We start from the raw sequence: 14,820 nt of genomic DNA, 5'->3' as shown, positions 1-14,820 counted from the left end.
TTAAATCTGCTCATCAACGCTTAAATTATTTGCCATGCTTGAGAGTAGATTTGCCAGCATTTTCCGATCGGTTTTATTGTTTTTCAGATCGTTGGACGTGGCCGCAAGCTGATCAGCTAGTTCCTGATGATTGTCGGCCACCTGACCGGACAGAGTTGTAATATCCTGCGCCAGGTTTTTCGCTTGCTGGGTGTGTTTTTCATCAAGAGCTTCAAGCCGTTGACTCATTTCTGCCAGTCGCTGCTGGGTGTCGTCCTGCAGTTGTTTTAATGCACTGCTGAAGGCAGATGCCATATCCTGCAATTGTTGTTGCAGGCGATATTCGAGCTCTTCTGCGCGTTGATGAGTTGCCCTTAGTTGTTCCCCGAACAGGAGATCCCGTATTTCATGCAATTGACGGCTAGCGTCTGCCGCGGCGGGCTTTGGGGCTTCGTGGGTCTGAGTCTGTGTGCTTTCCTGGACGGCGGTTTCCTTGCTCATTTTTTCCCCTTTTGAGCTATTTTCTGAATGATCTGGAGCCAGTTGCGTGAGTCACCGAATCTTCATCGAATCGTTGGCCGATATTAGTAGCATGGCATAAAAAAAAATCTAATCAATTTTTGTGATCAACAGGAGCGCAATAATGTCCAGATGCAGCTGAAAGCGCTTTGAAACGGGACTGTCGTGCAGCGGCGGTGCACATGCCCTGAACGGGGACAATCCGCTTCATGGGTCCTGGTAAAAGACCGAAACTTATAGATTGAACAATTATTACGCGGAAAAGCATTCGTGGTAAAGTAACACTTCGACGACCACATAAAAATAAATTCTAGGTGTTGAATGCAGTCTTCACGTAAACCTTGGTTCTCTTCACTTAATACTACCTTTGCAAAACTGGCAGCCTGGTCCTACCGTAATCGCTGGCTGGTGGGTGCCGTTAGCCTATTGATTTTAGTCGGATGTTCCTATCTTGCTCAGCAGGTCCGCACGGACAATAGTTTCGAAGCGTTTTTTGACGAGTCTGACCCCGCCTATTTGGCGTATCAGGTGCATCAGGAAAACTTCGGATCGGATGAAATTATCTACCTCATGTACGATGCTTCCGGCTATGAACACGGCGTGTTTAACCGCGAGCTGGTCAATAAAATACAGGATCTCACTGCGGAGATAGATAGCAAGGTGCCGTTTGTGCGCCGGGTTATGAGTGTCACCAATGCAGAGCTGATGATGGTGGATGGCGATGATCTGATTATCAGCAGCCTGGACGAAGAAATGCCGTTGTCTCAGAAGCGTTTGCTTGAGCTATCCAACTCGTTGAAAAAGCGTAAGTTATACGAAGGCAACCTCTACAGCAAAGATCTCGCCTGGGGCGGTATTCTGGTTGAAATGAGCCGCACCAGTACCGATCCCCTTGAAAAGATCCAATTCGACCCCGAGAAGGGCAGTGCCATGGATAATCTTTACCCCATGGTTTCCAATGCAGTATTAGAAGACATTCTCCAAAATCCGAAATACGCCGATATCCCGTTTTCCGTGTCTGGCGATGTGCCGTTGAATGCCGCGTATAACGAAATTCTGGTCGATGAACTCGGTTCGCTTGGGGTGGTTTGTCTGCTTATTATTGCCGTGATACTGGGGGTTTTCTTCCGGGGCAATCTCATTGCGGTCATCGCCCCCATCGGTGTTGTTATCCTTTCATTCGTAATGACCGTTGCTTTCATAGAAGCAATGGGCTGGCATCTGGATATGGGGTTCGGCATTGCCCCGGTTTTGTTGATGGCCGTGGGCATTGCCCATGCTGTTCACATCACGTCGGAATTTCTAATACTGGCGCGACGCTATGAAGATCGGGAAAAAGCACTGTACGAGACCCTGTATCTGGTGGGCACACCATGCTTGCTTACCAGTATTACCACCATGGTGGGGTTTGCTTCCATGAGCTTGACGCCCATCAGAACCGTTGCTCACGCTGGTATTTACATGAGTTTTGGTGTGCTCTCTGCTTTCTTTCTATCGGTCGTGTTGCTCACCTTCTTCCTTTCGTTTATGAAATCCCCCGCTACCAGGCGACCCGCAAAACCGGCACCTGTGACTCTGAATAATCTGCTTTCGGGATGCGCGCAATTCACGCTGAACAACAGCAAGAAGTTAATGAGTCTTTTTCTGGTTGTCTTAGCTGTATCATTTTGGGGTATCAGTAAGCTTCGGGTCGACTCCAATTGGCTAATGGACTTCACCGATAGGGTGCCGGTGAAAGTGGATGCGGTTAAAATCGATAATACGATGACAGGCCTGAATCCTCTGGCCTTTTTATTGGATACAAAAAAAGAAGGCGGTATTAAAAATCCGGAGTTCTTGAAAGAACTGGAGCGGTTGCAAGCGGAAGTGGAGACCCATTTTCCTCTTGTTAGAAAATCGACATCCATTGTTGATTTGGTAAAAGAGCTCAATCAAAGCATGAACAACGACGATCCGGCTTACTATCGCATTCCGGACAGCCGTGAGTTGATATCTCAATATCTGCTGGTGTATGAGATTTCCGGAGGAGAAGACTTACGTTCATTCGTATCGGAAGACTACTCTAAAGCGTTGCTTCAGATTCGTGCGCAACTGGTTTATGCGTCAGAGCTGCAGTCGTTTGAGCAGCAGATGAATGAATACTTGGCTGCTCACCGGTTAACTGAAAGTGAAAAATCCACGTCTGGGATGGGGGCGCTTTTAATTACATTGCTTACTTATATAAACTTCAGTCAGATAGAAGGTCTGACTATTGCGGTGATCGCGATAACGCTCGTTATTTCCGTTATTTATGGGTCATTAAAAATGGGGTTAGTGAGTATGATCCCGAATTTGGGCCCCATTATTGTGGTGGCGGGATTGATGGGGTTGTACGGCGTGGTTCTCGATACAACCAAATTATTTATTGCGACCATTGCATTGGGTATCGCGGTAGATGACACGATACATTTGGTCACCCGCTTTCGGTTGGAATTTCAGAAAATAGGCAATTACCGCCAAGCCTATGTAAATGCGGTTCAGGAAGTAGGAAGGGCATTGATAATCACGACGCTGAGTCTTGTTTTGGGTCTCTGTGTCCTTCTACTGTCACTGATGTCAGCTCAGGTCTGGTTTGGACTGTTATTGGCACTTGCAATGGTATTGGCATTGGTTTTCGATATTTTCATTATGCCTATTTTAATAATAGGATTGAAACCGTTTGGACCTGAGCTAGCGGCGGCATTACCCGCTGTTAGTTCCTATGACTCTGCACAGATGAAGGGTGATGAACTATAACAAGGATTGTTCATAGATGTTGACTGGGGCCGCAAGTTTGCGGTACGCGAACGTTCACAATAACTCGTATAAATGAACGGATTGACTCTTATGAATTTAACTTTTTTTCAGTGGTGGCTTAGCTGCTACACGATTCTGATTTCACTTTATTTCAGCTTAAGCTGGTTCATTAGTAACGACATCAAGACAACGCGTTTGGCGAAAATCCAAAAAGACAAAGAACTAAAGCTGGAGTTGGTCAAACGCGATATCAAGCAAAGTGTTAAATCACTGCTGCTGATATCGTTTTTCGTGGGTAGCGCCATCTGGTTGAACCAGGAAGGGTTCACTGTGGTGTCCGCGTGGGAACCTTCGATCCTTTCTTTTGTGCTCTGGCTGTTGGTGTCCATGTTCTTATATGACACCTGGTTTTACTGGGTACACCGGATCATTCATACCAAACGATTTTATAGGCGTATTCATCTGTGGCACCATCGCTCCAAATCCCCTGTGGTCTGGTCGAATAACAGCGACACCCTATTAGACGGAGTTCTGACACAAAGCTATTGGGTGTTCGCAGCTTTGGTTCTGCCGATGCCAACCGCGTTGGTGATACTGGTTCATAAAATATATGACCAGGTAACCGGCATGCTTGGTCACGCTGGTTATGAGTACGGCGGTATGCTGACCCTGCCCCCGTCACCTTTTGCTGCGGTTACCTTTCATGACCAGCACCATGAGCACTTCACTTGCAATTACGCTACGCAGTTCCTGTTTTGGGACAAGCTGATGGGCACATTGCATCCGGATTATAACGACGTGACTGCACGTAATTTAAAATCACCGCAACAATCTACTCAAGACAAAATTGAAAATACCTAAGTAAAGTTTGGTGGCTGTGCCCTGGTTATTAATAGTCGACAGTTGGCTTGTAGCAGGGCATTCGTCCCATTAGCGGGCGCGATTTGTTCATTTCGGATAAGCAGTCGTTGGCTTGTTGATTGAGTTTCCTCAGCATCTCCAGGTTCTCTTGTTTGCGTTGTTTGAGCGACAGTGTCTCATCGGAATACTGCAGCGCCATGGTCTGTCCGCAGCGAACAGTGATTTTAGGGAAGGCTAAAGGATAGGAGTAGAAAAGGTCGATATAAATATTGGTAAAAAGAAACAGCAGCCAAGCGATCGGAGAACTCATCAGCCCGGTGAGATAAAAAACGTAGAGATTGATAAAGTGGTTTAATGAGAGCGGAAACCCTGGCCAGAATTCACCACCTCTTAATCGTACCAGACCGCTGTATCGAAAAATAAACTTGCTCTCCCACAGAATCGGAGTGACTTCATGGGCCCCTGCAACGCAAATGGGATAAGCGTTCACTTTTAACGGGGCTGCTGCGTGCACAAACCAGGTTTGCGGTTTTTTGATGAATTCACCATTTCTATATTGAAGTTTATACATGCGAGTTTGATTGCGATGCCAGATCGAACGCAATTGATCGGTGTTTCCTCCCGGTGGCAATATTACCCACTCGCCGGCCTCAAGGCAGCTTTGTACTGTTTTAATGGACGACACTTTAAACCCCAGGCGACGCGCATTCTTTCCAATAATGGGAATACCGAATACCCGGGCATCGGACATGAAGGCAATCGTTTTGCGCTTGCCCATGCTCGGATTCAGCGATCGCAATGCGAATTTAGCACCTGAGAAAGCAGAGTATCCATCGCCTCCCCTTAGGAGCGCAGTCGCGCCGGGTGCCGCCTGGGTCGAGCCTCAATGAAGCAGTCGATTAGTCTGAAGCGCTAGCCTTATTCAGATCTCTTGGCAGCGGACCACTACTTCAATACACTAAGCCTTTCTAACCAGCCTTCCAATGGATGCGGGATAAAATGCCAGTCAAAGCGTAGCCCGCCAGAGTACATCTACCCTGTGTCTCCTTGAGTACGAGTTCTGAAATAACACTATGAGTCAGAAAGATAGAATTGTCCCTGAACCTAATGAAATGAAACGGCGTACCCGGGACTTTGATTGGGCGGCCACGCCTCTCGGACCGCGTGCGCAATGGCCTCAGGGCCTGAAAACGGCAGTGGAAATTATGCTTGGTTCGCGCTACGCCATGTGGCTTGGATGGGGGCCGGAATTAACCTATTTTTACAACGATGCCTACGCAGAAATGACGCTGGGTGCCAAGCATCCTTGGGCACTCGGACGACCGGCAAAAGACGTCTGGTCGGAGACCTGGTCAGACCTCGGCCCGCGGGCCGAATCGGTGTTACAAACCGGTGAGGCGACCTGGGATGAAAGTTTGTTGTTATTCCTACAACGACGCAACTTCCTGGAGGAAACGTATCACACCTTTTCTTATAGCGCGTTGTCCGCAGACGATGGCAGCATTGGCGGCCTGCTATGTGTTGTTACTGAAGACACAGAAAGAGTGATTGGTGAACGTCGCTTAAACACCTTGCGTGAGCTTGCCGCGCGCACTAGTGAATCGGTGCGGACGGTGACGCAGGCATGTCAGGATGTTGCCCGGGTGCTGCAAAACAGCCGCAAGGATCTACCTGTCGCACTGGTTTATCTTTTAGAAAACGATGGTCAGCATGCAACCTTGGAAGGGGTGACTGGGATCGACCCGACGTTGCCAATATGTGTCGATAGAGTGGATATATCAGAGCGCGGTGTTCACTGGCCATTCCAGGAAGTAGTACAGCGCGGACGCAGTGTTGAAGTTGGAAACCTGGGCCATCACTTTGGCGAAGCCCCGGCGGGTATCTGGCCGGAAGTGCCGCAAAAGGCCGTGGTATTGCCACTTTCGAAGCCCGGTCAAAACCAGCTCGCCGGATTTCTGGTGGCGATGGTCAGCCCGAGATTGGAGTTTGACGATGCGTACCGGGGGTTTTTTGAGCTTGTGGCCGGGCAAATAGCCACTGCTGTTGCCAACGCCCGGGCCTACGAAGAGGAACGAAAGCGCGCCGAGGCGCTGGCGGAATTAGACCGGGCAAAAACCACTTTCTTTTCCAATGTCAGCCATGAGTTCCGCACGCCGCTGACCTTAATGTTAGGTCCGATAGAGGAGATGTTGAATGGGGTGGGGGAACCACTGCCGGGATCTGTTAAGGCAAATCTGGAAGTGGTAAACCGGAATGCCCTGCGTTTGCTTCGGTTGGTGAATTCGTTATTGGATTTCTCCCGTGTCGAAGCGGGACGCAACAACGCGCTTTTTCAACCGACGGATATTGCCGGCTTCACCATCGATCTGGCCAGTGTGTTTCGCTCCGCACTTGAGCGAGGTGGATTAAAGCTGATAATAAACTGCCCGCCTATGTCCGAGCCAGTATATCTCGATCGGGAAATGTGGGAAAAAATTGTTCTGAATCTACTTTCCAACGCCTTTAAATTTACCTTTGAGGGCAGTGTGTCTGTTTCATTACAAGCCTGGGAAGAAGGCGTAGAGCTGTGTGTTCAAGATAGCGGTACTGGTATTGCGGAAGACCAGCTGCCTCATTTGTTCGACCGCTTCCATAGAATTGAGAATGTCCGCTCGCGTACCCACGAAGGCAGCGGTATCGGACTGGCGTTAGTGCAGGAGTTGGTGAAGTTGCATGGGGGGACGATCAAGGTAGAGAGCCAGATCGATATAGGTACCCTGTTTTCAATTCACATTCCGTTCGGTAAACATCATTTGCCTGCCGAACAAGTAGCAGAATTCGTACCCGCACCGTTTGCTGAAGGAAGCGCTTCACGCTATTTAGAAGAAGCGCTACGCTGGCTTCCGGATGAGGCGTTGGAAATAGACACGATCGAAGGCCAGCCTCCGCTGATATTGGTGGCGGATGACAATGCGGATATGCGGGAGTACATTGTACGCCTGTTGTCGGAAAACTACCGGGTAGTTGCTGTTGCAGACGGCGAAGCGGCTTTGGAGGTGATTCGCCGCAGGCGGCCGAATTTGGTGCTGAGCGATGTAATGATGCCCAAACTGGACGGTTTCGGGCTTCTCCGCCTGCTTCGCGATGATCCCGATTTGCAACAGATTCCCGTGATTATGTTGTCCGCACGGGCGGGAGCGGAAAGTCGTATCGACGGTATGGAAGCCGGCGCCGATGACTATCTAGTTAAGCCCTTTAGCGCACGGGAGCTGTTGGTGCGTGTGGACTCCTACCTTAAAATCAGCAAACTACGGACCGAAGCTGCCAGACAGGTACGTGAAAACCAGTTGAAATTACGACTGGCGCTTGAAGTCGCCCGTATGGTGCATTGGGAGTGGGATCAGGCAACGGACAAGCTCGAGTTGTCACAAAATGCCCAGACCGTTTTTGGCGTGTTACCGGACTCCAGCATCCAGAATCTGCAAAGCGCATTTGATTTAGTGCATCCTGATGATCGTGCGTTTGTCCGTACGGCTATCGAAAATGCAGCCGACAGCGCTAGCGAATTTCATTTTGAATTCCGCATCCTGCGGCCGGACAACGGCGATACTGCCTGGTTTGAACAATGGGGCTATGCCATTGTCGACGAGTCTCGCAATAGCGTTCGACTTGATGGCGTCGCGATGGATGTAACTGAGCGCAAAGTGTCGGAAACCGCATTGCATAAAAGTGAAAGCCATTTGCGGGCTGTCATTGAAAACACGCCTGAATGTATAAAAATTGTCGATAAACAGGGCACCCTGCTGCAAATGAACGACGCCGGACAGCAGATGATTGAAGTAAGCAAGGGCGCGAGAGTGATTGGTGGTTGTGTTTACGATCTTATCGCACCGGAATACCGCGATGCGTTCAAGGCCTTTAACGAACGAATCTGCGCCGGTGAGCGCGGTGAGTTGGAGTTCGATATTATCGGTTACCAGGGCACCCGGCGCCATATGGAATCCCATGCTGTTGCATTAAAACGTTCGAATGGAGATTTTGTGCAGTTAGCACTGACTCGGGATATTTCCGCACGTCGCCGAGCTGAAATTGCACTGCGTAATGAACGTGACCTGCTGGCCATTACACTTCGCAGTATCGGTGATGCCGTGATCGCAACGGATAGTAACGCCTGTATTACCAATATGAATGCCGTCGCTGAGGCGCTTACAGGATGGACGCTCAATGAGGCAATGGGGCAACCCCTCGAATCCGTATTCCGTATTGTTAATGAAACTTCGCGGGACAACGTCGAGAATCCGGCATTGAAAGCGCTGCGTGACGGTGTGGTCGTAGGGTTGGCGAATCACACGCTTCTTATTCATAAACAAGGCCATGAGTTTCCAATTGATGATAGTGCTGCGCCAATCATTAGCCACGACGGTAAGTTGGTGGGCTGTGTGTTGGTGTTTCGTGATATCAGTGAGCGCAAAATCATGGAGAATGCGTTGCGCGAAAGTGAAGCCCATTTCCGCCATATGGCCGATAATGCGCCCACCATGCTCTGGGTTTCTGATCCGGAAGGTGCCTGCACTTTTCTTTCCCGCGGGTGGTATGAATACACCGGGCAAACAGAAGCAGAGGGGGTGGGGTTAGGCTGGCTCGCAGCCGTTCATCCCGAAGACCGGGACCGAATTGGAACTATTTTTTCAGATGCAAATCGCGCGCAACGAGAATTCTCGTTCGATTATCGCCTAAAAGGCCATAATGGCGAGTACCGTTGGGCGATCGATGCCGGTCGGCCCAGATTCGACGCGCGTGGCCACTACCTCGGATATGTCGGTGCGGTGTTCGATGTTCACGAGCGTAAGTTGGCCGAGTATTTTCGCTCAAGTCAGGCGCTGATCTTGGAAATGATCACCACAGAGCAGAAACTAAGCGAGATTCTTCCTGAGCTGGTCAATTTAATAGAAAAGCAGATAGTGGGCGCAATTGGATCGATTCTTCTGTTGAATGCGAGTGGAACTCAGCTTGCCACTGGATCAGCTCCGCGACTTCCTGATTTTTATAATAGGGCTATTGATGGAATAGAAATAGGCCCTGCCGCAGGCTCCTGTGGTACCGCTATCTATACTCATCAGCGAGTCATCGTCGACGACATCGGTAGCAGCCCGTTATGGGAGGATTTTCGTGGACTTGCTCATGACAGTGGGCTGCATGCCTGCTGGTCCGAACCGATTACCGCAGCGGACGGAACGTTACTTGGTACCTTCGCGGTGTATTTTCAACAAGTACGTTCCCCAAAAACAGCGGAAATCAGCACTCTGGAATCGGTGGCACGATTTGCGGGTATTGCTATCGACCGGCCACGAGCGCAGCAAGCTCTGCGCGAGCGCGAACAACGTTTTCGTGTCTTCACTCAGGCCACGTCTGATATGGTTTTTCGGGTCAGCGCAAACTGGTATGAGGTTCACCAAATAGAAGGGCGAGCGTTTATTAGGGACGCAAACCGGCCATCTGATAAGTGGATAGAGAACTATATCTATCAGGACGATCTGGCTACCGCGCTAGCGGAGTTAGAAATCGCCGCAGTGAACAAGCAGGTCCTTGAGTTTGAACACCGGGTTGTCCGCCAGGACGGCTCTCTTGGCTGGACATTAACCCGGGCTATACCGATCTTGAGTGATAGCGGAGACATTATCGAGTGGTTTGGTGCAGCGACGGATATAACCGAAAGGAAGAGCGCCCAGGAAGCACAGATACGTAATGCTGAAACGTTTGCAACCCTCGTGGAGCAATCGCCGTTGGGTATTTATGTGGTGGACTCGGATTTTCGTATTGCGCTGGTCAGCCTCGGTTCGATGCCCGCCTTCCAGAACGTACAGCCGGTCATCGGGCGTGATTTTGCGGAGGTCATGCGCACCATTTGGCCGCCTTCCTTTGCCGAGGATGCCATTCGCATTTTTCGCCATACCCTCAACACAGGGGAGCCCTATCTGGCACCCAGTCTGACAGAGCAACGTAAGGATTTGGGCGAACAAGAGTCTTACGAATGGCAGGTCAATCGCATTGTTCTGGCGGACGGTCAATTCGGTGTTGTCTGTTATTACTATGATTCTACCCGGTTGCAAGCGGCGTTGCAGGCGTTGGGAGAAAGTGAAGAACGCTTTCGTATGTTGGCTGAAAATATGAGTCAGCTGGCCTGGACGTGTGAAGTGCTGGGCAAAGTGACTTGGCTTAATCAGCGTTGGCTTGATTACATCGGCAGACCGTTTGAAGAGATGGGAGACGAGGGCTGGTTACAAACAATTCATCCGGACTATATCAGCCAGGTGAAAGGCAGTATAGCGAACGCGCTCCGATCCGGCGAGGTCTGGGAAGATACGTTTCCTTTGCTGGGCTATGATGGTCAGTACCGATGGTTTCTTTCACGGGCGATTCCGATTCGTGATGAACGGGAAGTTATTGTCTACTGGTTCGGAACGAATACGGACATTACAGAGTTGCGGGAGACCCAACAGCTGCTACAAGAAGCGGACGAGCGAAAAAATGAATTTCTAGCGACGCTTGCTCATGAATTGCGAAATCCACTTGCACCAATCCGTACGGGGCTCGATTTTCTACGAATGACCAAGGCAAATCCAGTCAACGTCGACGAAACCCTTTCCACTATGGAACGTCAGACGTTGCAATTGATTACATTGGTCGATGATCTGCTTGATGTATCGCGCATCACCCGGGGCAAACTCGAACTAAAGCGTGCTTCAGTGGCGTTGTCGGATATCGTTAAAAGTGCGGTTGAAGCCTCTAATCCGTTTATCGTGGATTCGGGGCATAGACTAACCGTGCGTCTGCCTGAAAACCCGGTTTATTTACATGCTGATCCGCATCGCATGGCGCAAGTTATATCCAACGTGTTAAATAATGCAGCCAAGTACACGCCGGATGGCGGTGAAATTCAGCTTATGGTAATACCGAATGGGGAATGGGTTAGTATTTCCGTAAAAGACAACGGAATTGGCATCCCCCCGGCGATGCTGGGACGAATATTTGAAATGTTTACCCAGATCGAGCACCCGATTGAAAGGACGTATGCCGGGTTGGGTATCGGGTTAACCTTAGTGAAACGATTGGTGGAAATGCACGGCGGTAGTATTTCAGTGCAGAGTGAAGGTGAACTCAAAGGCAGTACATTCGTTGTTCGTTTACCAATTCTGAAAGAAACCGATACGGTGAGTGAGCGTATGCCAGCAGAGCAAGCGACGTTGGATATGACAGCAGAATTGAGAATCGTGATCGCAGATGACAACAAAGATGCCGCCAGTACCTTGACGCAGCTAATAGAAATACTGGGCCATGAAGTGTTTGTTGCGCATGATGGTTGGGACGCTATTCAGTTGGCAGAAAAGGTTCGGCCCGATGTTATATTGATGGATATCGGAATGCCAAATATGAATGGATATGAGGCCACTCGCGAAATTCGCCTGCGCCCCTGGGGTAGTGAAATTACGATAATTGCGTTAACCGGTTGGGGGCAAAGTGAAGATCGACGAAAAACCGCAGAAGCCGGGTTTAATCATCATCTAGTAAAACCGTTGGATCTGAGTGAGTTGACGTCGTTGTTGTCGGGCCTTTCCGGCTCGGTACGGGAATCGACGTCAACTGACGAAATCAGTGATTGATAAACCGGATCAGGCCTGGGGGGGACCATTATGCTACGTAAATTATTTCTATTGCTAACGCTGGTCACGGCGATGGTATGGGGTCCACTTGCAAGTGCGGATCCCATTCAGGATATCTGGACCGGGGAAAAAGTAGACCTGCCGACTACTAATGAAACCAAGTCCATTTCGGTGACCGACAACGCGCAAACTGACGCCGCGATCGAAGAACGTTTAAAGAATATCTATTCCAACATTCAAGAGCTGAAGTCAATCCAGGTCAAGGTCAACAGTGGCGTGGTGGCGTTGTCCGGAGAATTGCTAACCACAGCCGCCCAAACCGAAGCGATTGAATTGGCATCCCAGGTGGAAGGGGTGGTGGAGGTTGAGGATCGCACTATCCGAGTGAAAACCATCAGCGTGCGTCTGCGTCATGCACTGGATAACTTCGTCGCGCGCACGGATCAGTGGATCGCTTATCTGCCATTGCTGATGGTCGCGTTGATCGTGATGATTGGCTTCTGGTTGTTGTCCCGCTGGGTGTTGCGTTGGGATGGTTTTTTTCAGCGTTTTTCCAACAATGCCTTCATCGTTGATTTGCTAAAGCAAGTTACCCGAGCCTTGTTAATAGTAACGGGATTGTTCGTTGCGTTAGAGATTCTGGATGCAACTGCGTTGTTGGGATCATTGCTCGGTGCGGCCGGGCTGCTGGGTTTGGCAGTTGGCTTTGCCATTCGTGACACAGTTGAAAATTATCTTGCCAGTATTTTGCTAAGTGTGCGTCAGCCGTTTTCACCCAATGACCATATCGTATTGGATAGCTATGAAGGTAAAGTCATTCGGCTTACATCCAGAGCCACGATTTTGATGACATTCGACGGCAACCATGTGCGTATTCCCAACGCGATTGTATATAAAGGTATCATTACTAATTATACGCGTAATCCTGAACGCAGATTCCGCTTTCAGGTGGGTGTTGATACGGGTGTGGATCTGACGGCGGCCCGTTCGTTGGCCATTAAAACTACGCTGCAAACAGAAGGCGTAATTGCGTCACCGGCGCCAGCTTGTCACATCGAAACCCTGGGCGATTCTAATGTGGTCCTAACGGTTTATGGTTGGACGGATCAGCTACGATTTGATTTTCTAAAGGTGCGCAGCGCGGTTATTCAGAATGTAAAAGATGCATTTGATGCAGCCGATTTTGAAATGCCAGAACCGATCTATCGCCTGCGCTTGCAGGGAATGGCCGAGAGCATGCTGGAGCAAACCACGCAAAGAAAAGCGGATGACAGCGTGAGAGCGCCAGTTACTGATATCCCCGCCAGCGAAGCCGTAACCCAGCAAATCAATCACGCAATTGGTGTCGAAAAAGATACGGAGCTGGACGTAAAAATTCAGCAGGAAGCGGCTCAGGAAGCTGATTTGCTTAACGACAATGTAGCCAAAGAATAAAAGGCGATCGCTTGCGGCGTTGGGCTCGTTATGGGGTTCAGGGGTGTTGGATCTGCTTCAAAAAACATTGGATTTTATACGGCGTTAATTCGGAATCATTTAGGATGGGCAGCTCCGGCATACACTGTAACAACGCTGTCACGAACAAGCCGCTGCCCTGGTGGGATAGGACTTCAGTTTGATCCGTGGTGTAGACCGGCGTGGTGTTAAAGCCGCAGCTGGGTGAACGACTTTGTACGATAAATCCTTTCAGTTCGGGATAAGCGTTGGCGACACACTGTCCCATGGAAAGCAGCCGCTCTGTCACATCCAAATTTGCAATGTCCCTGCCCCGTGCTCGGATTTGCTCGCCCGCCTGAACTAAGTTAACCGGTGGCCGCGGGATGCCCAATCCGGCCATGCTTTCCGGACAAAGTGGCAGCAGGTTCACAAAGGGTTGGATATGCTCAGCAACAATCCCATTGAATTTGTCAGCGCCATCGTAGCGCACTCTGTTGCCCGTTAAGCAGCTGCTGATTCCTACGAGTGGCAACGTCGGGTTATGGGTTGTCAGGGTCATCGGGTGCAGCTTCCTCATCCAGGTTCGTTTGGGTATGGTGAACCTTAGATCAGATACAGTAAAGATCCTCTAAAGTGAATTCGGCTGCTATGCGGTCCGAAATTGCATAGGGGGCCATGATTCGACCCAGGAGTCCGTTAAATGTCGTGGAAACAGATTGAACTCACACTCAAGCCCAGGCCGAGAGGTTTTCACCTGGTGATGCCTGAAATCCTGGCCGCTATCCAGGAGCCGTTACGGGATTATGAGACGGGTTTGGCCCATTTCTTTATTCAGCACACGTCGGCTTCTCTTAGTATCAATGAAAATGCAGATCCCGATGTGCGAGCGGATCTGGAGTCCCATTTCAATCATATGGTGCCTGAAAACCAACCCTATTATCGGCACACGCTGGAAGGAAGCGATGTACGGGTTATATAAGTGTTGATTATCGTACCGCGTTATATACGAGTATATGGACAGCTTCATTGTTCAGCTAGAGATTAGGATTGGAGCGCTTTTTAATCGATTTAAGTTGGGGTAGCATTTAACTAATTTTTAGCACTATATTTGCGCCGAGGCTGCTATGAGTAAGGAAAGTCCAGATACCAAAGAAAGACAAAAAGAGCGGTATTTAAAAAAGGCGATTGAGGAAGGGCTAAAAGTTCTAAAAACAGGCAAAGTTATTGATGGCAGAGAAGCCTTTTCAGAAATTCGTAGAAATTATAAATTACAATAGCTTTTTATAATCAATGAGTTAGCATGGATTTTCATGGGGGTTACCACTCCCAATCTTCGGTAATGTATTTAAACATCTCATTTATATAGGAAATGAGATAAGCACGTATTGACTCAGTTTCTCGCTCGTCGTCGGGAACGTGGGTATCCAGCCAGTTTTCATCCCCTGAAAAGAGAACTTGAAGCAGCCGATGATCGGCTACGTCCATCTGAAAAGCATTCCCATTCCAGACTATTGCCAGCTTCCCCTGAGACAGTTCTATGAGTTTCTCTAAAGGCAAAGAGTATAATAGTGATTTCGCCTGCCACAGCCTATTGTTCACGTTGTTGTCCTCA

Annotated in this window: 10 protein-coding genes; 6 read left to right on the top strand and 4 right to left on the bottom strand. The window is 49.4% G+C overall.

The window, feature by feature from the left end:
* The gene (locus FT643_RS20320; protein ID WP_156873253.1) at nt 1-480 is read right to left on the bottom strand and encodes a hypothetical protein; all 480 of its coding nucleotides are present in this window, start codon (nt 478-480) and stop codon (nt 1-3) included.
* Nucleotides 481-819: 339 nt separating this feature from the next.
* On the opposite strand from FT643_RS20320, the gene FT643_RS20315 reads away from it, so the two are divergent.
* On the top strand, nt 820-3,273 hold the full coding sequence (locus tag FT643_RS20315) for an efflux RND transporter permease subunit (protein WP_156873252.1): 2,454 nt from the start codon (nt 820-822) through the stop codon (nt 3,271-3,273).
* 90 nt (nt 3,274-3,363) lie between these two features.
* On the top strand, nt 3,364-4,134 hold the full coding sequence (locus FT643_RS20310) for a sterol desaturase family protein (RefSeq protein ID WP_198043755.1): 771 nt from the start codon (nt 3,364-3,366) through the stop codon (nt 4,132-4,134).
* A 28-nt stretch (nt 4,135-4,162) separates the two neighbouring features.
* Here FT643_RS20310 and FT643_RS23220 read toward each other — a convergent pair whose 3' ends face one another.
* Complete coding sequence (locus FT643_RS23220) at nt 4,163-4,912, bottom strand: lysophospholipid acyltransferase family protein (protein WP_198043753.1); 750 nt, start codon at nt 4,910-4,912, stop codon at nt 4,163-4,165.
* 295 nt (nt 4,913-5,207) lie between these two features.
* Between FT643_RS23220 and FT643_RS20300 the strand changes: the two genes are divergently transcribed.
* Together FT643_RS20300 and FT643_RS20295 are read left to right on the top strand one after the other, a co-directional pair.
* Nucleotides 5,208-11,774 (top strand): PAS domain S-box protein, encoded by a 6,567-nt coding sequence (locus FT643_RS20300; RefSeq protein ID WP_156873250.1) that lies wholly within the window; start codon nt 5,208-5,210, stop codon nt 11,772-11,774.
* A 30-nt stretch (nt 11,775-11,804) separates the two neighbouring features.
* Nucleotides 11,805-13,208 carry a mechanosensitive ion channel domain-containing protein gene (locus tag FT643_RS20295; RefSeq protein WP_156873249.1) on the top strand — a complete coding sequence of 468 codons (1,404 nt, stop codon included), beginning with the start codon at nt 11,805-11,807 and terminating at the stop codon, nt 13,206-13,208.
* Between the two features lie 37 nt (nt 13,209-13,245).
* Here FT643_RS20295 and FT643_RS20290 read toward each other — a convergent pair whose 3' ends face one another.
* Nucleotides 13,246-13,767, bottom strand: coding sequence for a 2-thiouracil desulfurase family protein (locus tag FT643_RS20290; RefSeq protein ID WP_198043751.1), 522 nt, complete (start codon nt 13,765-13,767; stop codon nt 13,246-13,248).
* Nucleotides 13,768-13,908: 141 nt separating this feature from the next.
* On the opposite strand from FT643_RS20290, the gene FT643_RS20285 reads away from it, so the two are divergent.
* On the top strand, nt 13,909-14,187 hold the full coding sequence (locus tag FT643_RS20285; protein ID WP_156873247.1) for a YjbQ family protein: 279 nt from the start codon (nt 13,909-13,911) through the stop codon (nt 14,185-14,187).
* 145 nt (nt 14,188-14,332) lie between these two features.
* Nucleotides 14,333-14,485, top strand: a complete 153-nt coding sequence (locus FT643_RS20280; protein WP_156873246.1) for a hypothetical protein — start codon at nt 14,333-14,335, stop codon at nt 14,483-14,485.
* Between the two features lie 40 nt (nt 14,486-14,525).
* Here the strand turns inward: FT643_RS20280 and FT643_RS20275 are convergent, their stop codons facing one another.
* On the bottom strand, nt 14,526-14,807 hold the full coding sequence (locus FT643_RS20275; protein ID WP_156873245.1) for a hypothetical protein: 282 nt from the start codon (nt 14,805-14,807) through the stop codon (nt 14,526-14,528).
* Nucleotides 14,808-14,820: the final 13 nt, after the last annotated feature.

The organism is Ketobacter sp. MCCC 1A13808 (assembly GCF_009746715.1).
Classification (GTDB): domain Bacteria; phylum Pseudomonadota; class Gammaproteobacteria; order Pseudomonadales; family Ketobacteraceae; genus Ketobacter.
This window is presented reverse-complemented; position numbering and strand designations above follow the sequence as displayed.